At 63.0% G+C, this 19299-nt stretch carries 19 protein-coding genes; 11 read left to right on the top strand and 8 right to left on the bottom strand.

The window, feature by feature from the left end:
• Positions 1-7: 7 nt before the first annotated feature.
• Positions 8-1117, bottom strand: coding sequence for a mandelate racemase/muconate lactonizing enzyme family protein (locus tag FJ988_RS28670; protein WP_140822393.1), 1110 nt, complete (start codon positions 1115-1117; stop codon positions 8-10).
• Between the two features lie 5 nt (positions 1118-1122).
• Entirely contained in the window at positions 1123-3561 is a 2439-nt protein-coding gene (locus FJ988_RS28665) for an FAD-dependent oxidoreductase (protein WP_140822391.1), read from the bottom strand.
• 254 nt (positions 3562-3815) lie between these two features.
• Between FJ988_RS28665 and FJ988_RS28660 the strand changes: the two genes are divergently transcribed.
• Positions 3816-3992, top strand: a complete 177-nt coding sequence (locus tag FJ988_RS28660) for a Flp family type IVb pilin (protein ID WP_140822389.1) — start codon at positions 3816-3818, stop codon at positions 3990-3992.
• Positions 3993-4097: 105 nt separating this feature from the next.
• Here the strand turns inward: FJ988_RS28660 and FJ988_RS28655 are convergent, their stop codons facing one another.
• A complete protein-coding gene (locus tag FJ988_RS28655; protein WP_140822387.1) occupies positions 4098-4532 on the bottom strand; it encodes a helix-turn-helix domain-containing protein in 435 nt (144 codons plus the stop codon).
• Between the two features lie 70 nt (positions 4533-4602).
• Between FJ988_RS28655 and FJ988_RS28650 the strand changes: the two genes are divergently transcribed.
• Positions 4603-6837, top strand: coding sequence for a heavy metal translocating P-type ATPase (locus tag FJ988_RS28650; RefSeq protein ID WP_140822385.1), 2235 nt, complete (start codon positions 4603-4605; stop codon positions 6835-6837).
• A 102-nt stretch (positions 6838-6939) separates the two neighbouring features.
• Positions 6940-7266: a hypothetical protein gene (locus FJ988_RS28645; RefSeq protein ID WP_140822383.1), complete on the top strand. Its 327-nt coding sequence runs from the start codon at positions 6940-6942 to the stop codon at positions 7264-7266.
• A gap of 24 nt (positions 7267-7290) precedes the next feature.
• Here FJ988_RS28645 and FJ988_RS28640 read toward each other — a convergent pair whose 3' ends face one another.
• Positions 7291-7812 (bottom strand): hypothetical protein, encoded by a 522-nt coding sequence (locus FJ988_RS28640; RefSeq protein ID WP_140822381.1) that lies wholly within the window; start codon positions 7810-7812, stop codon positions 7291-7293.
• A 126-nt stretch (positions 7813-7938) separates the two neighbouring features.
• Here FJ988_RS28640 and FJ988_RS28635 point away from each other — a divergent pair, with 126 nt between their 5' ends.
• Positions 7939-8472, top strand: coding sequence for a cupin (locus tag FJ988_RS28635; protein WP_140822379.1), 534 nt, complete (start codon positions 7939-7941; stop codon positions 8470-8472).
• A gap of 11 nt (positions 8473-8483) precedes the next feature.
• Here the strand turns inward: FJ988_RS28635 and FJ988_RS28630 are convergent, their stop codons facing one another.
• Together FJ988_RS28630 and FJ988_RS28625 are read right to left on the bottom strand one after the other, a co-directional pair.
• A complete protein-coding gene (locus FJ988_RS28630) occupies positions 8484-8843 on the bottom strand; it encodes a hypothetical protein (protein ID WP_140822377.1) in 360 nt (119 codons plus the stop codon).
• 167 nt (positions 8844-9010) lie between these two features.
• Positions 9011-9568 carry a DNA-3-methyladenine glycosylase gene (locus tag FJ988_RS28625; RefSeq protein ID WP_140822375.1) on the bottom strand — a complete coding sequence of 186 codons (558 nt, stop codon included), beginning with the start codon at positions 9566-9568 and terminating at the stop codon, positions 9011-9013.
• Positions 9569-9702: 134 nt separating this feature from the next.
• On the opposite strand from FJ988_RS28625, the gene FJ988_RS28620 reads away from it, so the two are divergent.
• The 5 genes from FJ988_RS28620 to FJ988_RS30975 all read left to right on the top strand — a co-directional run bounded on the left by FJ988_RS28620 (position 9703) and on the right by FJ988_RS30975 (position 13842).
• Positions 9703-10110, top strand: a complete 408-nt coding sequence (locus FJ988_RS28620) for a DOPA 4,5-dioxygenase family protein (RefSeq protein WP_140822373.1) — start codon at positions 9703-9705, stop codon at positions 10108-10110.
• 519 nt (positions 10111-10629) lie between these two features.
• A complete protein-coding gene (locus FJ988_RS28615; protein WP_140822371.1) occupies positions 10630-10815 on the top strand; it encodes a hypothetical protein in 186 nt (61 codons plus the stop codon).
• A gap of 808 nt (positions 10816-11623) precedes the next feature.
• Entirely contained in the window at positions 11624-12796 is a 1173-nt protein-coding gene (locus tag FJ988_RS28610) for a hypothetical protein (protein ID WP_140822369.1), read from the top strand.
• 39 nt (positions 12797-12835) lie between these two features.
• Positions 12836-13543 (top strand): hypothetical protein, encoded by a 708-nt coding sequence (locus FJ988_RS30980; RefSeq protein WP_246688689.1) that lies wholly within the window; start codon positions 12836-12838, stop codon positions 13541-13543.
• A gap of 128 nt (positions 13544-13671) precedes the next feature.
• The gene (locus FJ988_RS30975) at positions 13672-13842 is read left to right on the top strand and encodes a hypothetical protein (protein WP_181183708.1); all 171 of its coding nucleotides are present in this window, start codon (positions 13672-13674) and stop codon (positions 13840-13842) included.
• Positions 13843-13867: 25 nt separating this feature from the next.
• Here the strand turns inward: FJ988_RS30975 and FJ988_RS28595 are convergent, their stop codons facing one another.
• Both FJ988_RS28595 and FJ988_RS28590 read right to left on the bottom strand, forming a co-directional pair.
• Entirely contained in the window at positions 13868-15373 is a 1506-nt protein-coding gene (locus FJ988_RS28595) for a sensor histidine kinase (RefSeq protein ID WP_246688688.1), read from the bottom strand.
• A gap of 113 nt (positions 15374-15486) precedes the next feature.
• Complete coding sequence (locus FJ988_RS28590) at positions 15487-15837, bottom strand: hypothetical protein (RefSeq protein ID WP_140822363.1); 351 nt, start codon at positions 15835-15837, stop codon at positions 15487-15489.
• A 197-nt stretch (positions 15838-16034) separates the two neighbouring features.
• On the opposite strand from FJ988_RS28590, the gene FJ988_RS28585 reads away from it, so the two are divergent.
• Positions 16035-17168 carry a helix-turn-helix domain-containing protein gene (locus FJ988_RS28585; RefSeq protein ID WP_181183707.1) on the top strand — a complete coding sequence of 378 codons (1134 nt, stop codon included), beginning with the start codon at positions 16035-16037 and terminating at the stop codon, positions 17166-17168.
• Positions 17169-17272: 104 nt separating this feature from the next.
• Positions 17273-19255: an ATP-binding protein gene (locus tag FJ988_RS28580; RefSeq protein ID WP_140822359.1), complete on the top strand. Its 1983-nt coding sequence runs from the start codon at positions 17273-17275 to the stop codon at positions 19253-19255.
• Positions 19256-19299 lie beyond the last annotated feature (44 nt).

Here is a 19299-nt window from a genome sequence, read left to right as displayed (position 1 = left end):
ATCAGGCCTACGGCCCGTAAATCGCCACCGGCTTGCCGAACATCCCAGGCTCCGGCTTCACGCCCAGCCCCGGCCGCTGCGGCACGGCGATGTGACCTTGCTTGATGACGACCGGGTGCTTCGCGTCGAAATACCCCTTGATGTATTCCTGCGCGATCCAGGCGCCTTCCATGCGGCGCGGCTCGACGGTGGCCGCGAGGTGCACGCAGGCCGCCGCGATGATGTCGCCGCCCCAGGCGTCATCGCAGCTATGCGGCAGCGAGCGGATGGCGCAGAGGTCGCGCACCGTCGTCATCTTGGTCAGCCCGCCGAGACGCGTCACCTTGAAGCCGAAACCGTCGGCGATGCCGAGCGAGATGGCGCGCAGCACGGCGTTCTGGTCCTCAGTGCTTTCGTCGAGATAGACCGGATGCGTGACGCGGCCTTTCAGCGTCGCGATCTCGTCCATTGTGTTGCAGGGCTGCTCGAAGACGAAGGGGATCGCCTGGCAGAGCCGGTCGAGATGGATCGCGGAGGCCACCGTCAGTCCCCGGTTGCCGTCGACCGCGATCCGCGCTTTGTAGCCGACCGCTTCCCAGACCTTGTGGACGACGGCGACGTCCTCTTCGAGGTTGCGCCCGCCGATCTTCACCTGCAGGCGCGGATATCCCGCCTTCACCTTGTCGGCAGCGATCTTCGCCGTCTCGTCGGGCGGCCCGACGATCAGCGAATAATAGGCCGGCACCCGGTCGGTCAGCGCGCCGCCGAGCAGCGTCGAAACGGGAACGCCGAGCTTCTGTCCAAGCAGGTCGAGAAAGGCCATGTCGAAGGCGGCTTTGGCGTAGCCGTGCCCGTTCAACCGCTCGTCCATGCGCTTGGCCAGCAGCCGGATCGAAGCTATCTCCGCGCCGATCAGCCCCGGCGCGATTTCGGCGATCGCGGCACGCGCGCCGAGCGCATGATGCGGCTGGTAGACCGGGCCGATCGGGCAGGTCTCGCCCCAGCCGGCAAGGCCGTCATCCGTGACGATCTCGACCAGCGTCGAATCCAGCGCCGTGACATCGGCGCTGGCCATGCGGTAGACGCCATTTTTGACCGGCAATTGCGCCGAATAGACGTTGATCCGATCGATGCGCATGGCGGCTACATCCGAACCCTGGCCGAGGTCGGATCGTAAGGCGAATCCGCAATGATCTCAGCGACCTTCCAGTCGCCGAGGATCGCGACATCGAGCTTGGTGCCGGGCTTGGCGAACCGCTCCGGCAGCAGCGCCAACGCGATGTCATGGCCGAGTGCGTAACCATAGCCGCCGGAGGTGATGCGCCCAACCAGCGAGCCGTCGACATACAGCCCCTCATTGGCAAGAGTGCTTGCGCCGTCGGTCTCGATTTTCAGCGTCACCGAACGGCGCTGGTCGTTGCGTTCCTTGTATTTCAACACCGCGCCGCGCCCGACGAACTCGCCCTTGTCGAGCCGGACAAAACGCTCCAGCCCGCTCTCAAGTGCGTTCAGTTCCGGGTTCATGTCGCGATACATGGCGCGGTAGGATTTCTCGAGCCGCAGCGACTCAAGCGCATGCAGCCCAACCAGCCGCATGCCGTGCTTCTCGCCTTCTTTCAGGATCGCATCCAGCAACTGGCGCTGATAGGCGAGGGGATGGTAAAGTTCCCAGCCGAGCTCACCCTCATAGTTGACGCGCAGCAGCCGCACGTCGCTGGCGAGAGCCACGCTGCCGGTCTTCACGCCGAACCAGGGGAAGGCCTCGTTGGAAAGGTCGATCTCGGTCAACGGCTGGAGCACGTCTCGCGCTTTCGGGCCGACGATGGTGAAGCAGCCGCGATCGTTGGTGGCGTTCTTCAGGCTCACGCTGCCGTCGGCGGGTAACAGCCTGGAAAGATCGTCGAAGTTCCAGCGCTCGGCGCGAGGCGTCGAGATCAGGTAAAAACTGTCCTCGCCGAGCCGCGCCACCATGTACTCCGCCTGCACGCCGCCGGCCGCCGTCAGGTGATGCGCCAGGACCGCCTTGCCGACCGCCGGGAGCCGGTTGGCGACGATCCCATCCAGCCATAGAGCCGCGCCCGGTCCCGACACTTCGAATTTGGTCATCGGCGTCATCTCGACCAGGCCGACGGCGTTGCGCACCGCCAGCACTTCCTCGCCGACGAGGTTGCCTTTGGGTGTCCAGCGCCAGCTATACTGATCCTTGGCCTCGACCCCGTCGCGCGCGAACCAGTTCGGCATCTCCCAGCCATTGAGCACGCCCCAGACCGCACCCAGCTCCGTCAGCCTGTCGTATGACGGGGCGGTCTTCTGCGGCCGCGCGGCGGGCATGTCCTGTCCCGGATATTTCTGCTCCGCATGCGTGCCCCAGGCCTCGCGCACTTTTTCGCGCGTCCATTCCTTGTTGGCGTAGTCGCCGAAGCGGCGCGGATCGAGGTCGGAGACGTCGATGCTGTTGGCGCCCTCCACGATCCGCTCCGACAGATAATAACCTATTGTCCCACCCCACAGGATGCCGCCCGGCACGCCTTCGGCGAGCCATGCGTTAGGCAAGCCCCAGGCCGGTCCCATCAATGGCAACTCGTCCGCCGTCATCTGGAAGGGTCCGCGCACATTGGCCTTGATGCCCACGCGCCCAAGCGCAGGCACCAGCTGCAGCGCCTGTTCCCAGTTCCAGGCCACGGCATCGAAATCCTCTTCCAGCAGATCGGCGCCGAACCAGGCGGGCACGCCGTCCTCGGCGAACAGTTTCAGGTGTTCGGTGCGCTCGTAGGGCCCGAACATGAAGCCGTCGCCTTCCTCGCGCAGATAGCCCTCGAAACCCTCGTCGCGCAGGATCGGCATTTCGGGCCGCCCGGCGCGCTTGCGCTCGATCACCTCCGGCACCGCCTCGGTGATCCAGTACTGATGCAGGATCGGGATCGCCGGGATATCCAGGCCGAGCATCGCGCCGGTCTGGCGCGCGTAATTGCCGGTCGCGCAGACAAGGTGCTCGCAGGTGATGTCGCCCTGGTTCGTCTGCACCAGCCATTCGCCGCCTGGCGTCCGCTTGAAGCCGGTGACCTCGGTGTTGAGATAGATTTTCGCACCCAGGTCGCGCGCGCCCTTGGCCATGGCATGCGTCACGTCGGCCGGCGCGATATGGCCGTCGTCGGGATGATAGAGCGCGCCGAGCATCTCCCTGTTCTCGAGCAGCGGCCAGAGTTTTCGCGCCTCGTCCGGCGTCAAAAGCTGCGCCCGCATGCCTTGCACCGCGGCGACGCTCATGTAGCTTTTGTATTCGTCGAGCCGGTCCCTGGAATTGGCGATGCGCAGCTGCCCGCATTTGTGCCAGCCGACCGGCTGTCCGGTTTCGGCCTCCAGCCCCTCATAGATTTCGATCGTCTTGTTGATCATTCGCCCGACATTGATATTGCGGGCATAGGAAGGGATCAGGCCGGCCGCATGCCAGGTCGAGCCGGCGGTTAATTGGGTGCGTTCGAGCAGCGCCACATCGGTCCAGCCGCGCTTCGCCAGCCCATAAAGTATACCCGCGCCGACACATCCCCCGCCAACCACCACCACCCGCGCATGTGTCTGCATCAAACCACCAAATCCGTACTATTGTTGAACGAGCGGTGCCGAAGCTACAGACGGCACATGACCGTGTAACCTCTTCAAAAACTGGGGGTCACGATAAATCGGGCTTATGCAGCCACTTGCCGGATCGGGCCGATTGGAGAGCGCGGGCGGAGAAGGTTGGCTGCAACTTCAAGCTATTTTCACGTGTACCGTTAACCAAAAAACAACTTGGGCGCGATAGGGCTTTGCGATTTCCTGTTCGAATGGGGTTCAAGATGCAGTCTCTGATAAAGCGATTTTGTGTCGACGAGTCGGGTGCAACGGCAATTGAATACGGACTGATCGCGGCGCTCATTGCGCTGGCCATCTTGGTGGGCGCGGGAGCGTTGGGCACCGCGCTGAACAGCAAGTTCAAAAACATCGCGACCAGCGTGAACGGCGCCGGCTCGTGACGATACCGGGGCGTTGAGCGCTGCCCCGACGGTCGGAGCCGCTCCCGGCAGCTTTGGTGCGGCGGTGATATTGCCACTGCCTGACCCGCGGGTGACGGCGCGAGGCTATGCCTCGGCCAACCGGCCATGCGCATGGGTCGTGTCGGCCAACGTCTCGATGACGCGGCAGTCGCCGATCTTGCCGCTGGCGCATTGCTTGACCATGCGCTTGAGTTCCTCGCGCAGCGCGTTCAGGCTGGCGATGCGCCTCTCGACTTCCGCGAGCCTGGCCTTGGCGATGGCGTCGGCGGCGGCGCAGGACTGGTCCGGATTGTCCTGAAGCGTCAGCAGCGTGCGGATGGCCTCGACCTCGAAGCCGAGCTCGCGCGCATGGCGGATGAAGGCGAGGCGGTCGAGGTCGCGGCGATCGTAGAGCCGGCGATTGCCCTCGGTGCGCGAGGCGGCCGGCAACAGGCCGATCTGCTCGTAGTAACGGATGGTCGGCACCTTGACGCCGCTTTGCCTGGCGGCCTCGCCGATGGCGAAATCGACTTTGGTCATTTTTCTCTTGCTCCTCTAGTCGCTAGAGGATGTAGCACCGGTTTCAAGCAAAGCAAGGAGCTTGAAAATCATGGGCGTCCAAGAGACCCGCTATCGCGTCACCGGCATGGACTGCGCCGCTTGCGCGGCCAAGGTCGAGACGGCGGTGAGCCGCCTGCCGGGCGTGGAGCACGTGTCCGTCTCGGCCACCGCCGGCATGATGCGGATTGGTCACGCGGAAGACGCAGCCCTGCTGCCCGCCATCAAGGCGCAACTGAGCAAGCTCGGCTACGGCGTCTTTCCGGCGGATAAGGGGAAGGCCGGAGTCGATACCCAATCGCGGCCACATTACCACAACCATGATCACGGGCACGATCATGACCACGACCATGCGTCCGACCACGGCTCGGCCGGCGGCCACGCCCATGCGGAAACCGCGGGCGACGGGCAGGGCGCCTGGTGGCAAAGCAAAAAGGGCGTGCTCACCATCGGCTGCGGCCTGGCGCTTGGGCTGGCCTACGGCGTCGGCCGGCTCTATCCGCCGGTCGAATGGTGGGCGTTTCTGGCAGCCCTTGCGATCGGCCTTTTGCCGATCGCCAACCGCGCCTTCGCCGCTGCCCGTGCCGGCACGCCGTTCTCGATCGAGACGCTGATGACCATCGCCGCCGTCGGCGCCGTCATCATCGGCGCGGCGGAAGAAGCGGCCGCCGTCGTCTTCCTGTTCCTCGTCGGCGAGTTGCTGGAAGGCGTCGCCGCGCGCCGCGCCCGCGCCAGCATCCAAAGCCTGGCAGGCCTCGTCCCGAAGATCGCCCTGGTCGAGCGCAACGGCGCGGTCGAGGAGGTGCCCGCCGAAAACCTGTCCGTCGGCGCGGTCATTCTCATTCGCCCCGGCGACCGGATCGCCGCGGACGGCCTGATCGTCGAGGGCGACAGCGCTATCGACGAGGCGCCGGTCACCGGCGAAAGCGTGCCTGTGCGCAAGAAGGCCGGCGATGCCGTCTTCGCCGGCACCATCAACGCCGATGCGGTCCTGCGCGTGAAGGTCACGGCGGCCGCGGCCGACAACACCATCGCGCGTGTCGTAAAACTGGTCGAGGAGGCGCAGGAGAGCAAGGCGCCGACCGAGCGCTTCATCGACCGTTTCTCGAAAATCTACACGCCGGCCGTGCTGGTGCTTGGCGCACTGGTCGCGGTGCTGCCGCCGCTGGTCATGAGCGCGAGTTGGAGCGAATGGATCTACAAAGGCCTCGCCATCCTGTTGATCGGGTGCCCTTGCGCGTTGGTCATCTCGACGCCGGCGGCGATCGCGGCGGCCTTGTCGGCCGGCGCGCGGCGCGGCCTGTTGATCAAGGGCGGCGCAATTCTCGAAGCGCTGGGCTCGATCGATGCGATGGCGCTGGACAAGACCGGCACGCTGACCGAGGGCAGGCCGAAGGTCACCGACATCGTCGCGTTTGGGCGTAGCGAGTCCAATACGCTGTCGATGGCGGCGGCGCTGGAGACGGGCTCCAGCCATCCGCTGGCGCTGGCGATCCTCGACCGCGCCAAGGCGGACAAGGTCCCTGTGCCTCCGGCGTCCGAAGCTTTCGCGCTCGGCGGCAAAGGCGTTTCCGGCAAGGTCGGCGGCAAGGAGATCTTCCTCGGGTCGCCGGCGGCCGCCGGCGAGCGCGTCGCTCTTCCTGCCGATATGCTGGCGCAGATCGCCGCCTTCAACGATGCGGGCAAATCGGTCGCGGTGCTGATTGCCGCCGGCGTGCCGGCCGGCATCATCGCCATGCGCGACGAACCGCGCGCCGATGCAAAAGCCGGGCTGGCGGCGCTGCGCGCGGCCGGTGTGGAGCCGGTGATGCTGACCGGCGACAACAGGCGCACGGCAGCCGCGATCGCTGGCGACCTCGGACTTGCCGTGCATGCCGAGATGTTGCCGCAGGACAAGCAGCGCATCGTGCGCGACCTGCAGTCCTCAGGCAAAAAGGTCGCCAAGGTCGGCGACGGCATCAACGACGCGCCGGCGCTGGCCGCTGCGGATGTCGGCATCGCCATGGGCGGCGGCACCGACGTCGCGCTGGAGACTGCCGATGCGGCGGTGCTGCACGGCCGCGTCGGCGACCTCGCAGCGATGATCGAACTGTCGCGCCGCGCGCTGGGCAACATCCGCCAGAACATCACCGTTGCGCTCGGGCTGAAGGCTGTGTTCCTGGTCACCACGCTTGTCGGCGTCACCGGCCTGTGGCCGGCGATCCTGGCCGACACCGGCGCGACGGTGCTGGTCACCGCCAACGCCATGCGCTTGCTGGCCTGGCGGCCGCGGGGAGTCGGGGAATGAGGCCGGGCGTCGCCCGCCGGCACCCTTCTGACTGATGGCGTTTCCGGCGGAACGCTCATATACATGACGCTTGAATGAGCAGCGCCTCGGTCGAGGGATGCCATGCGAAGGGTCGTCGTCACAGCCATTTGCCTTGCCGCCGCGACAGGCGCCCATGCCCATGACTGGTACGAAAACAAGGTCGACCCGGTCACCAACTTCAAATGCTGCGGCGGCACGGATTGCCGTCCCATACCGCAATCCTCGGTGCAGGCCAGGGCAGACGGCGGCTATGTCTACCTGCCCGACGGCTTCCACATCCCGCCGGACCGCGTGCAGGAATCGCCGGACGGCCGGTACCATATCTGCGAGAGCCATTACGTCATAACCAACCAGCCCTATCTGCGCTGCTTCTTCGCGCCGCGCCTCAAGCTCTCCCTGGCGCGCTGAGGGAAACATCGCCCCAGACCGGCCTCAGCGCTTCGGCACCTCCACCCAAAGCTTCGTCGCAAAGCCGCGCTTGTCGAGCAGCCAGTTCGTGCCGCTCACCACTGCCTTGCCGCCCTCGCATTTATAGGCATAGACGGCGTCGTGGCCGGTCGCGAAGGCCGGCACGGAGTCCGCGTTCGCATTGGTTTTGCAGAATTCGTCGGCGCCGGGATTGTCGCGCGCGGCGTTCATCTTGGCGCAGGGTAGATTGGCGCCGACGAAGCAGGCGAGCAGCTTGCCGTCCATGCAGCGGTAATTGGCCTGCGTCTCGAGCTCGGCTTCCTGCGGCATGCCCTTCGCGTCGGGAAACAGCTCTTTGAACGCCTTGACCGTGCCGGCATGGAGCGCGTGCTGATAGGGGCGCACCGTGTCGTCGTTCTTCACCTGGCTGCAGAGCTTGTGGAGATCCGCAGGCGCGGCCGCAGCCTTGCCGGCCCACAGGGCGACGATGGCCAAAAGCAGCGCGATGGCAGCCAGGCCAACTGTCGAACCGCGAAATGCAGTCATTGCGACCTCCTGTGACTTGTGGAGCCAAATCCGCATTAAACCGTTAGAGCACGATCGCGGGAAGGGGGAGGCGATTTTCGGACCCCGACCGAAAGTCGACGATGCCGACTGCACAAGGAGGGGAAAATGGCGCAGCGCGTCACCAGGCAGGTTGAGCCGCTCGCCTTCCGCTTCGCCGATGACGGCTTCGTGCCCAACCACCCGCGCTGGCCGATGCTGGTGTATCCGGGCGCCGTGATGCTGCCGGACGACGGCGACCCGGCTTCCGTGTTCGAGGACATCTTCGCCGCCAATGGCTGGGGCGAGAGCTGGCGCAACGGCATCTATCCTTTCGTGCATTATCATTCGCGCATCCACGAGGTGCTGGGCATCGCCCGCGGCTCGGCCGAGGTCCGCTTCGGCGGCGAGCAGGGCAAGGCGCTGCTGGTCAAGGCCGGCGACGTCGCCATCCTGCCGGCCGGCACCGGCCACCAGCGCCTGTCGTCCTCCGCCGACCTCCTGGTCGTCGGCGCGTATCCGCCTTCCGGCACATACGATCTTTGCCGCGATGGTGCCGACCACGCCGGGGCGCTGCGCAGCATTCCGAAGGTCCGTCGTCCCGACACCGACCCGGTCTATGGCGGCGAGGGCCCGCTGCTCGGGGCTTGGCGGCAAGACTGAACGGCGAAAGCCTACGGATACTGCGTCTTCTTCGGCGCGTAGATCGCCGGGTCGAAATCGAGGTCCTTCGGCAGCGGCTGGCTGGAGCACTGCAGATGCACCTGACGGGCGAGCAGCCGGCGCTGCTGCCGTTCATGTTCCTTCACCGCCGCCACCATGCCCATGCTGTAGGGCCCGAGCAGTACGCCGAAACCCCAGCCGGGATGGTCCTTCTCGCGCTGGGCATAGTCGGAAGCCGCCGTGCGCGCCTGCTGGCATTCCGGCGACGCCCATTTCGGATCCTGCTGGGGTAGCGCAGCGCCAGTGTCGACTGGCGAGGAGACACATCCCGCCACTGCCGCGCAAAGCGCGACGATTGCTGCTGCTCTCATCTGTTGAGTCCCCGCTAATTTAGGCCGGCACACTACACGGAACGCATCATCCCGCAACTGCGAAGGCTGGCGCTCGACGGCGCGCTTCGGCCATGAAGGCCGATCGCATAGGCTAGCGCCGCCCTGTGCGATCATCCCGCATCCGTATGAAGCGCACGCGCCGCCCGTCAAAACCGCCGGCTCAAATAACGGGAGCCGGCGAGCCCGAAGCGCCACTCCAGCTCCACCGCCTTGGTGAGCCCGATCCTGCGCCCGCTGACCACCGCCGCCGGATCGATCCGCGTCGGCGCGAAGGCGAAGGGGAGAGCACCGAGCGAAAGCCTGTTGTGCGAACCGTCTATGCCGAGCGCCTGGCAGAGTTTCCCCGGGCCGGAGCAGAGCAGACGCTCGTCATCCGTGCCGCGCCGCGCCCGCATCGCGGCGATGCCGGAGACAGGCTGCAGCGCGCGGATCAGCACCGCGCTGCCCGGCAGGCAGACCGCATTGAGGCACCAGTGCAGGCCGTAGCTGCGATAGACATAGGCGCTGCCCGGTTCGCCGAACATCGGCGCGTTGCGCGGGGTTAAGCCGCGAAAGGCGTGCGAGGCCGGATCGTCCGGACGATAGGCCTCGGTCTCGACGACGATGCCGCCGACGCCGCAGAGCGTCAGCGTCGCGCCGAGCAGCGCGCGGGCGACGACGACTGCATCGCGTGCGAAGAAATCATGCAAGGCGTCGGCGGTCATCTCGTATCAGCCAATCTCACCCGCGCTTAAGGACGTCGATGCTGAACAGACAGTGCAGCGCTTCGCCGTTTCCATGAAACGCCGAAACGCCTAGAGTTTAGCCTGCCGCAATGGTTGGCAAGGGGACCCACGCAATGAACGAAGTCAGGCCGCTCGGCGAAATCGCCAGCTATCACGCCCACATCTATTATGGCGATGCCGCCGAGCGCCAATATGCCGAATGGCTACGCCTGCGCATCGGCGAACGTTTCCGCGTGCGCCTGGGCACCTGGCGCGACGCGCCGGTCGGCCCGCATGCGCAGGCCATGTACCAGGTGTCCTTCGCCACCGAGATCTTCGCCTCGCTGGTGCCCTGGCTGATGCTGAACCACGGCGGCTTGAGCATCCTCATCCACCCCAACACCACCAACCCCAAGCGCGACCATTTGATCGACCCGCTCTGGATCGGCCGCGCGCTGGAGGTGCATGGCGAGGTGCTGGGCGAGGAGGACGAGGCGGAGGAGGCGCTGGAGGTGAACACGGCGCCGACGCTGGCGGTGTGACCTGAGCGGTAGGTGGAATATGCCGATGGTTCAGGCTCGTCCTGACTTGGCAGTCGAGCCACTCGCTGACCCCGAGCCAGGCCGCCCTGGCCACGCCCCACATTAGGCTTAACTAATTATACATCCCGCTGTCCCATTGTGGAACAGCGTGGTCCATGCCGCACCGACCGCGCGGGCGGCTCCGGCTCTCAGGCAATACCCCAACCCGCGCCGGAGCCGCCACCTTAATAGCAGCAACTGTTGAAGCGTCGCTTAAGCAGGACCGTTACCGCTGCGTCACGACGATCGTTAAAACTGCGAATAGATTAGGGGATGCTTATGTCCCCAATTGGGCGGCTGACTGGAAAAGGCTGCTTACCCGAGGAGCCGGCAAGTCCTTACGCGATCACACCATGTCAGAAAGAGCTACCTTAGCCATTTTGCATATGCGGCGGCCCTAAAAGACCGCCGGGCCGGCGCTCCGGATTGCGCCAATCCACCCCAACGCGGGCGCCGGCCACTGTTTTAGGACGAGCAAGAATGCCCAAGGTGAAAGATCGGGGGATTGAGCTTGCCCAGGAACTCGTGAAGGCGGCCGACAATCTCGACCTCATGCGACGAGAGGATATCTTCGCCTTGCTGCGGATCACCGCCGTTGTCCTTGGCGAGATCGTCAAAGAGGATCCACGCGAGCCAGGTGACGATCCTGGATCGAAGGCGCCCTGAATTGGTTTAGTGAGGCGTGCCGGTCATGTGGATGAAGAGGACAATCCTACCGGTCGATGGATGCGGTGAAACCGGGGTCGGCTGCTCGCGGTGACGTCCGGTCGACGATTGCCACAAGTGCGAACAGCGCTACCGTCAAAGCGAGGGGCGCGAGAAGGATTGCCACGCAAACCGGGTCGACTTTCTTCATGCGAAGACAGTCGGCGCAGCTATTTAATCAAATGCGAATGAAGACGGTTAACGCAGCCGAGGAGGGCGGCACTTCATTCAACTATGATTTCACCCTGTCACGCGAAGCCCCAAATCGGTGAAGTCAAGCGCACTCCAGCTGGGTTCGCCGCCTGCTTGCTTCAGATCGGACGGAAGCTCCTCAAAAGAAAAACCCGCCGACCGAAGTCGACGGGCTATTCCCTCATATTGCGCCCCTAGTTCCCGAACACTCCGCCCGTATCCGGGACACCCCTACGCGGAAACCACCATAGGCCTAACCCGCCCGGGGCGCTGTAGCTTTGCTGCAACATTAGAGATTTGTGTTTCGTTTCGGCACAGAATTCCCGGCGCCGCTATTTGACTGGCAAGTGCCGACACGCCGCATGGCCGCGCCTTCGAAACGCGACCGCTGCGCCGAACCTAATCCTTATGGCTGGGGTGTCTAAGCCGAATTGGCTGGCCCTGCCTGCACGCATGGCGGGAACAATCGAGACAAGTTTACGTTTTGCGTCGATCGAAGACAACCGGCGGACGAGGAGAACCATTCAGCGCGTGCTTTCGTGTCTTAAGGAAGTGCGCTGGCAGAAGGAGCGGGGCAGTGACATTCAGCGATGGATCATCCGCGAAGTTCCAGGGCGAAAGGCGTGCCGTGGGCGCGCAATCGGCCATGCGTTACTGGAAGTGGGGCGCAATCCCCTTGTGCATTGCCGGGCTGTGGCTGATCTCCCCGGCAGACGACGGCGACGCGACGCGCGAGCAGCTCGCCGCCGCGCAGCACCGTCTGGCGGCGGCCTATGCCGAGCTCGACGCGATGCGGCGCGACACCAGCGATCAGCTGCACGAAGCCGCCGACACCGCGGACAAGCAGGCCCAGGCCCTGAAAGCGGCCGGCCAGAAGCAGGATGCGCTTGCCAGCGACCTGGAGACGGCGCAACGCGCCATCGATAGCTTCAGGTCCAAGGCCACACTGTCAGACGAAGCGCGGAGCGCCGTGGCCGCATCGCTCGCCCGGGCAAACCGCGAGCTTGAGGAGGAGCGGCAGCGGCTTGCGCTCGTCCAGGGAGAACTCACCCAGGCCAGCGATGCCGGCAACGCCGACAAGGCAAGGGCCGACCGGGCAGAGGCAGCACTTGCCGGTGCGGCAAAAGCCAGGCAGGTAGCCGAGGCCGCACTCGCCGATCAGGCAAAGGCCAGGCAGGCGGCCGAAGCGGCGCTGGCCGATCAGGCAAAGGCCAGGCAGCTGGCCGAGGCGGCACTCGCCGACCAGGCAAAAGCCAGGCAAGCGGCCGAGACGGCGCTGGTCGATGCGGCGAAAGCCAGGGAAACGGCCGAGGCCGGCTCCAGGCAGGCCGCAGACGGCTTGAAAGACGCCTTGAAGCTTGAGAGTGCGCGGGCCGAAGCGGCCACGCGCGATGTCGACAGCGCCCGCCGCGAACGCGATGCGGCAGTCAAGGCTTCCGCCGAGCTGACAGCTGCGCTGGAGCAGGCGCGCGAGAAGGTCATCGACATGGCCGTCAACCTCACCGCCGCGCGCAAGGCGATCGACCTCGTCAAGGCGCGCGAGGAGCGTCGCTCGGCGCGCATCGTGCAGACGCCGGCGGCGCCTGCGGTGGCCGCGAGCTCCGGCAACCAGCCGGCCCGTCAACGGGTGGCGCGCGGGGAGGCGCGGACAAAGCCCAGGGCGGTGGTTCAGAGTTCGCCGAAACGGGTTCAGGTGGCGACGACCATCACGCTGCCCGACGCTTTGCTGCCGAGCCAGCCAAGCGATTGATGACGCAGGCAAGGAGCACGCCGCAAGAGGAGTTTTGTAATGCGTAACCGCTCTCTAATGCGTAAGTGCCTGGCAACCGCCTTGATCTCCGCCATCGCCATCGGGCCGGCCTCGGCCTTGGACGTGGGTGTCGGCGGCAATGTCGGCGGTATCGGGGTGGGCGCCGGCGTCAGTGCCGGCAGCAAAGGCGTGTCCGCGGGCGTGAGCGCTGGCGTCGACGGGGTCGGCGGCGCTAATGTCGGGGCATCGACCGGCACCGGCAACACATCGGTTGGCGCAAGCGCCAGCGTCGGCGGCACGAGCACGGGCGTTTCGACCGGCACCGGCGATACCTCAGCTGCCGGCGGCGTCGCCACAAGCCAGAGCGTGGACAAGGCTGCCGTTGTCTCGGCCAGTGGCGCGGCGCCCGCCATCGGCCTGCCATCCTCCCTCATGCCTGTTAGGGTCAATGGTGACGGCTCCTCCAAGCGCCTTACGGAGGGCTATCCCTTCGGGCCGCTGACCTCGCTCAAGGCCATGCCCGGAACGCCGCCCGCGATCGTCAGTGCCTGTCGCGCCGCGATCAAGTCCGCCGCGGCTCGGCTCGGCGCCAGGCGCGTCAACGCGGTGAGCGCCGGCCCGATGCGCCCCTACCAGGCCGGGCTGCAGGCGCCGATCTATGTGCGCATAGAATATGCGCGCCAGGTGCGCGAAGCGAAAGTCACATGCCGCCTCGACGCGGCGCGGCGGGTGACTGCGGTGATATAGCGGCTGGCGGAGGTCGCTTCCTCGCCCCGTCGGACCGCGACAGATGGCGCGGGGGCCGGGTTGCAGCGGGCGGCGCCATAGGTGACCGCCCTCCTGGCCGGTTGAGGCAAGCGCGCTACTTGAGGGATATGAACACGCTCTATGTGCTTCTGCTTTTCGCGGTGGTCATCGGGATGATCTATCTCGCCGGCACCTGGAACACGTCGGATACCGACCACTATATGGGCTTCGACAATTTGCGCCGGCCTCGCAAGAAGAACGCTTCGGCTGCGAACGAAGATAAGCCGGGCGACCGTTAGGCCCGAGACCAGTCGAGCGCGACTCTCAGGCCGGCATCTTGCTCAGGGCTGCTGCGTCCGGCATCACCGCCTCCTCGACGATGACGTTGCCCAGCGGCGCCGACAGCGTCCAGCGCACGAAGCCGGGCTGACGCTCCAGCGAGGCGCTGCCGGACAGGCTGGTGGGCACCACGCGCTGCAGCACCACGCTGCCGAAACCGAGCCGCGGTTCCGCCTCGGGCGGCTCGGGAGCCAGCGCCGTGCGCTCTTCCCACACCAATTCGAAATCGCCGCGCTCCTCCGTATCCGTCGGCACGCGCCAGCTCACCCGGATTGTTCCCGTGTCGGCCGCGAGCGCACCGTATTTGGTGGCGTTGGTGCCGAGCTCGTGCAGCGCCATGCCGATGTTCTGTACAGCGGCGAGGCGCAGCGTCACGTCCGGTCCGGAAAGTTCCACGCGCTCTTCATGCGCGAAGGGTTTGAGATGCTCGCGCACCAGCTCGGACATGCCGGCGCCGCGCCAGTCGTTCGCCACCAGAAGGTCGTGCGAACGCGATAGCGCCATGATGCGCTCGCGGATCTGTTGTTCGAACAGGCGCGGGTCGGTCGCTCGCTTGACCGTCTCGCGGATCATCGACAGGATCACAGCATACTGGTTCTTCACGCGGTGGTTCACCTCGCGCATCAGAAGCTGGATGTGCTGCTCGCTCGCGCGCCGTGCCGTGACGTCCGCCGCCATGCCGAACCATTCGCGAATGCCGCCATCCTCATCGAGGATCGGGATCGCCCGCGACAGCGTCCAGCCGGCGGTGCCGTCGGCGCGCCGCACGCGGTGCTCCAGTTCGAACACGCCGCGCTGTTCGATGGCGCGGTCAATGGTCGCCTCGATGCCCGGCTGGTCCTCGGAAAATAGATAGGCCTCGCGCCAGCGCACCGCAGGCCCCTCGGTCGTCGACAGGAAGCCGCGGCCGTCCAGCTCGTGCATTTCCTGCCAGTCCGGGCTCATGCGGTAGATGACATCGGAGCTGGCATTGACCAGCGCGCGGAACCGCAGCTCGCTTTCGCGCAGCTTCGCCGCCGCCAGCACCCGCGCCGTGGTTTCGGAAACGATGCACAGCACTGCTTCCACCGAGCCGTCCTGCGCCCGCACCGCGGAATAGGAAATGTCGAAATAGACGGTTTCGCCGACGCCGCCCGAGCGCTCGATGTAGAAAGGCCGGTCCTTGGCCGAAAACGTCTCGCCGGTCGTGAGCACGCCGCTGAGCAGCGGCTCGAGGTCGTCCCAAAGCTCGGCCCAGTTCTCCCGCGCCGGCCGCCCCATCGCGCGCGGATGCTTGTCGCCGATGGTCGGCGCATAGGCGTCGTTGTAGAGCGCGACAAATTCCGGCCCGCAGAACAGCACGATCTCGGCTTGAGCTGCGAGCAACATGTCGACGGTGGTGCGCAGGCTGGGCGTCCACGCGGAGGGCGGCCCGAGCGGACTCGAATCCCAGCGATGGTCGCGCATCAGGGCGGCCACTTCGCCGCCGCCATGAGGCCATGCCGATGTCAATTGCCCGTCCACCATAGGCGCAATAACGCGCGACCTTGATTAAATATCCGTGGGTTGACCAGGAAATTTCGCGTGGACGTTGTAGGGCAGGGCCGCACCGCCGAGGTTGCCGATCAGCGCTGGTTCGACAGCCGCTCGAAGTTGCGCCGCACCCGTTTGGCCACAGGCCGCAGCGCTGCCGCCCCGGCGTCTCGCGCCGCCCTGCCGTCGAGGAGTGACGGGCTTTTGCCGGCAAGCACCTCCGGCCAGAAACGGAGCGCGGCCGCGAGCGTAGCGGCCTGCGCCGCGCAAATCCCTTCGGCCATCGCCAGCGCCTTTTCCTGCACGGCCAGCAGCGCCTCTCGACCGTTGGGCGCGCCGCTCGCCATATCCAGCGCCATCAGCGGCAGCCGCATGCCGATGACGGCCGGCGCCAGCAGAAGATCGCTGCCGGAGGGCTTCCTGCGTGTCTTGCGGGCCGGCATGAACGATCTCGCCAATGGGTTGAGGTGCAACCCACTACGCGCCGACTGGCCTTTTGGTTCCCGGCGGCCGCGCGAGGTTTCTCAGCTACGATGGCGAAGCAGAAGAGACGCTGAGCTAAAATAGCGAGCCGATGCTGGGCGTGGGGGGTGGTCTGGGCAGTCTGCTAACGGCACACTGCGCCCAAAAGGAAAATCAGATGCTAACCGACACATTGCTGGAAGAGTTGCGCTGCAGAGGAGAGGGGGCCGACTTGGACTACAAGGTCGAACGCTATCCGTTTTCCAATGCCAGCGACGAAGAGAAATCGGAAATTCTGAAGGACATTCTCGCGCTAGCCAACGCGCATAGGGAAGGGACCGGTTACATCTTGATTGGGTTCAAGGAGAAGTCACCCCATCCGGCAGAAGTGGTTGGATTGTCCTCACAAGGTGTCATTGACGATTCCCGTCTCCAAGAATTCGTAAACGGGAAATTGGAGAGCAAGCTGGAGTTCCGTTACGAGGAAAGATTGTTCGAAGGCCGACACATCGCAGTGATTTCCATACCGAAACAGCAACGACCATTCTACCTCAAGAGGGACTATGGCAAGCTGACCAAGCATGCAGTTTATCTCCGCCGAGGGAGCGCAACTGCAATAGCTTCTCCGCGAGAAATCGCGATGATGGGAGCGGCCAACACTGCGCGGGGCGAAGTTCGGGTTCTGCTGTCGTTCCAGAGCCCGGAGAATCAGCCTTTGCAGTATAGGTTCGAAAGGGAGTTTTTGATTTTCCCAGAGAAGTTGCCTGATTTCGCTGAGAGTCGAAACGAAATGTTCGACTTCCCGAGAATTCCTTCGAATAAGAATTATTGGAGAGATGGCGCTTACTATTACTCAAGCTGGCGACGGGTGATACAGGTTAGATTCATATTAGATAACAATTCAGAATTCTCCATTGGAGATGCCCATCTCGAAGTGACTTGCCATTGCCCTGAAGGAGAGGCTGTGTCGCTGCTGCGCGCCGACTGCATGCCCGAAGTGCCGGCCACCTCGTACTTAGCCCACGTCAGGCCAGAGCGCGCCAACCAACTCATGGTTGTCGATAACCGGGGCTCCAAGCCCGTCGCCCATGTAACGTTAGGAACGATACGGCCTGGCCAAACGGTTCGCGCTGAAGATGACCTAGCAATCTTGCCCTCGGCCCCGGGGCGCTATCTTCTTCAAGCTCGCATCCTAGCCAATGAAATCCCGAACCCGCTACTGATAGAACATGAGTTTGAGTTGGTTGGTTCGGCGACGAAGGTCGGTGTATCGGACTTTTTGGCTTTGATGGACGCCCTCGCCGACGAATAGCATTCTCCCCAACCTATATCCCAGTCTTGACCTATTACCATCACTCAATATTGACTCTGTCCAACGAACCCTCTTTGTTCATAAAACCAGATTGGGAGGGGGCAATGAAATTCGACGTGCTCGGAAGAATAAGGAATATGCAGTTGCCCGATGGTCGAACGGCGCTGCTCTATTCCGTGTATGAAGCAATAAGTAACGCTATCCAGGCAATCGAAGAAAGGTTCGGAAAGGCTGAATTCGCCAAGCGCGGGATTATCAGCATAATGGCGCAAACAAATCCAGACAAAACTCTGAAATACCTGGCAATTTCTGACAACGGTATTGGCCTAAATTCCGCTCATTTAGAAGCGTTCGAGACATGTGATACCCGCCAGAAGTATGCATTGGGCGGTAAAGGCGTAGGGCGCCTGGTCTGGATAAAGGTGTTCGACAAGATTGATGTCGAAAGTTGCTACGAGGTGGGCTTTCATGATTTTGAGAAAATCAATTTCCGTTTCGACCCACAGAGGGAAGATTCTCTGGTTAACCCAAAAAAGGGAAAAGGATCCGACGGAGAGGTCGGCACAAAGATAATACTGTCTGAAGTAAAGGGCGACCAAAACGCCGCTATAAGCCCAACGATTTTAAGCAGATATATTTGTCATCATTTCTTCCCGTACTTTATAGCTGGAAGTATGCCTCGTCTCTATGTGCAGTTTGGTCGCCGTGACATAAACATTTCTGAGTACTTGGATTCAAAAATTGATAATAGGGGCGAAGTCACAGTCGATGTCATTGTCGGTGCCGTTGGGCAGATACGTATTTCACATGTGTACGTCGACAAATCGATCTCACAAGATCTATCAAATTCTATATTGCTAACTGCGCAAGGGCGTGTCGTTCAAAGTGTCGCTATCGAGAAGAAATTTGCACTGAGAAGTCTCGAAAACGGAAAGGCATACGTCTGTGTCGTTAAGGGTGCTTTCTTGGACGCTCGTGTCGATCAAGAGCGAACAGGGTTCAAGTCTTTGGAGAGCGAGATAGAGGCAATAAAAGAGGCTGCCCTGGAAGCCGCAGAGCAATTTCTTGAATCTCACATTGCGACGGTGCGCACGGTCCAAAAGCGGCATGTTATAGAAGTGTTGGAGGAGCACCCCCAATTGGCGGTTTCCGTCAAAAATGTGGATGAATATGTATCTAGCTTATCTCCGGGTATGGCTGAAGAGGACATAGGTAAAACGCTATTCACGCTTCTATATAGGCATGAAAGAAAATTGAAACATCAGATAGATTCTATATCGAACAGCGAAGCGCCGACTAAATCAGATCAAAAGCAAGCCATAGAGGCTCTGGTCGACAAGGTTACGGATGATGCAAAGCGTCGATTGGCTGAATATACGATCAAGAGACATCAAATAATACAGATCGCAAGGTCGCTTCTCCGGTACAGAGACGAAGAACGCCGTAGTTATCATTGGGAGAGAACGCTTCACGATTTAATTTGCCCGATGGGAAAAATGCTGTCTGCGAAGGACTACGATGAGCATAACCTCTGGCTGATTGATGATCTTCTATCATACTACAGTTTCTTCGCATCCGACAAAGCGATGTCCGCTTTCGGCATATCGGATGAGCGGAAAGAGCCAGACCTTATATTCCTAAACCCGCACGGCTTTAGACGCGAAGGCACCAACGACCCAGTTGTCATCATAGAGTTCAAGCGGCCCGGCGATGAGAACCTTTCGAGCGATCCCGTCGACCAAGTACTCGACTACATTGAAAGACTTAGAACGCATACGGTCAGGGATGTTCAGGGCCAAGTCGTTTCAGACATTAGCCTGGTGACACCATTTGAATGCATCGTGATCTGCGATTTGACCGAGTCGGCTCGGCGAAAATTTGAGAGGAGTGTAGCTCAAACACCGACGCCTGACGGCCTAGGGTACTACGGATTTTCTCCAAATCACAAAGCTTCTATCAGAGTGATGAGCTATTCGAAATTATTTCGTGACGCTGAAATGCGCAACAAAAGCTTCTTTGACAGACTCGGGTTGGTGCCAGAAGAGGTAAGAAAATCGCTATCAGCCGCTGCCGAAGCAGCTGAATAGGGAAGTCGAGTGATCTTGCTGCATTGCGGGAGGGGTTCGAGCCT

This window comes from Mesorhizobium sp. CU3 (assembly GCF_006442965.1).
Lineage (GTDB): Bacteria > Pseudomonadota > Alphaproteobacteria > Rhizobiales > Rhizobiaceae > Mesorhizobium.
This window is presented reverse-complemented; position numbering and strand designations above follow the sequence as displayed.

What these genes read in the sequence shown, in the direction of transcription:
- FJ988_RS28665 (WP_140822391.1), bottom strand. Translation starts at nt 3,561, where the DNA reads ATGCAGACACATGCGCGGGTGGTGGTGGTTGGCGGGGGATGTGTCGGC.
- FJ988_RS28655 (WP_140822387.1), bottom strand. Translation starts at nt 4,532, where the DNA reads ATGACCAAAGTCGATTTCGCCATCGGCGAGGCCGCCAGGCAAAGCGGC.
- FJ988_RS28670 (WP_140822393.1), bottom strand. Translation starts at nt 1,117, where the DNA reads ATGCGCATCGATCGGATCAACGTCTATTCGGCGCAATTGCCGGTCAAA.
- FJ988_RS28650 (WP_140822385.1), top strand. Translation starts at nt 4,603, where the DNA reads ATGGGCGTCCAAGAGACCCGCTATCGCGTCACCGGCATGGACTGCGCC.
- FJ988_RS30975 (WP_181183708.1), top strand. Translation starts at nt 13,672, where the DNA reads ATGAACACGCTCTATGTGCTTCTGCTTTTCGCGGTGGTCATCGGGATG.
- FJ988_RS30980 (WP_246688689.1), top strand. Translation starts at nt 12,836, where the DNA reads ATGCGTAACCGCTCTCTAATGCGTAAGTGCCTGGCAACCGCCTTGATC.
- FJ988_RS28590 (WP_140822363.1), bottom strand. Translation starts at nt 15,837, where the DNA reads ATGCCGGCCCGCAAGACACGCAGGAAGCCCTCCGGCAGCGATCTTCTG.
- FJ988_RS28660 (WP_140822389.1), top strand. Translation starts at nt 3,816, where the DNA reads ATGCAGTCTCTGATAAAGCGATTTTGTGTCGACGAGTCGGGTGCAACG.
- FJ988_RS28580 (WP_140822359.1), top strand. Translation starts at nt 17,273, where the DNA reads ATGAAATTCGACGTGCTCGGAAGAATAAGGAATATGCAGTTGCCCGAT.
- FJ988_RS28585 (WP_181183707.1), top strand. Translation starts at nt 16,035, where the DNA reads ATGCTAACCGACACATTGCTGGAAGAGTTGCGCTGCAGAGGAGAGGGG.
- FJ988_RS28620 (WP_140822373.1), top strand. Translation starts at nt 9,703, where the DNA reads ATGAACGAAGTCAGGCCGCTCGGCGAAATCGCCAGCTATCACGCCCAC.
- FJ988_RS28625 (WP_140822375.1), bottom strand. Translation starts at nt 9,568, where the DNA reads ATGACCGCCGACGCCTTGCATGATTTCTTCGCACGCGATGCAGTCGTC.
- FJ988_RS28645 (WP_140822383.1), top strand. Translation starts at nt 6,940, where the DNA reads ATGCGAAGGGTCGTCGTCACAGCCATTTGCCTTGCCGCCGCGACAGGC.
- FJ988_RS28615 (WP_140822371.1), top strand. Translation starts at nt 10,630, where the DNA reads ATGCCCAAGGTGAAAGATCGGGGGATTGAGCTTGCCCAGGAACTCGTG.
- FJ988_RS28640 (WP_140822381.1), bottom strand. Translation starts at nt 7,812, where the DNA reads ATGACTGCATTTCGCGGTTCGACAGTTGGCCTGGCTGCCATCGCGCTG.
- FJ988_RS28635 (WP_140822379.1), top strand. Translation starts at nt 7,939, where the DNA reads ATGGCGCAGCGCGTCACCAGGCAGGTTGAGCCGCTCGCCTTCCGCTTC.
- FJ988_RS28630 (WP_140822377.1), bottom strand. Translation starts at nt 8,843, where the DNA reads ATGAGAGCAGCAGCAATCGTCGCGCTTTGCGCGGCAGTGGCGGGATGT.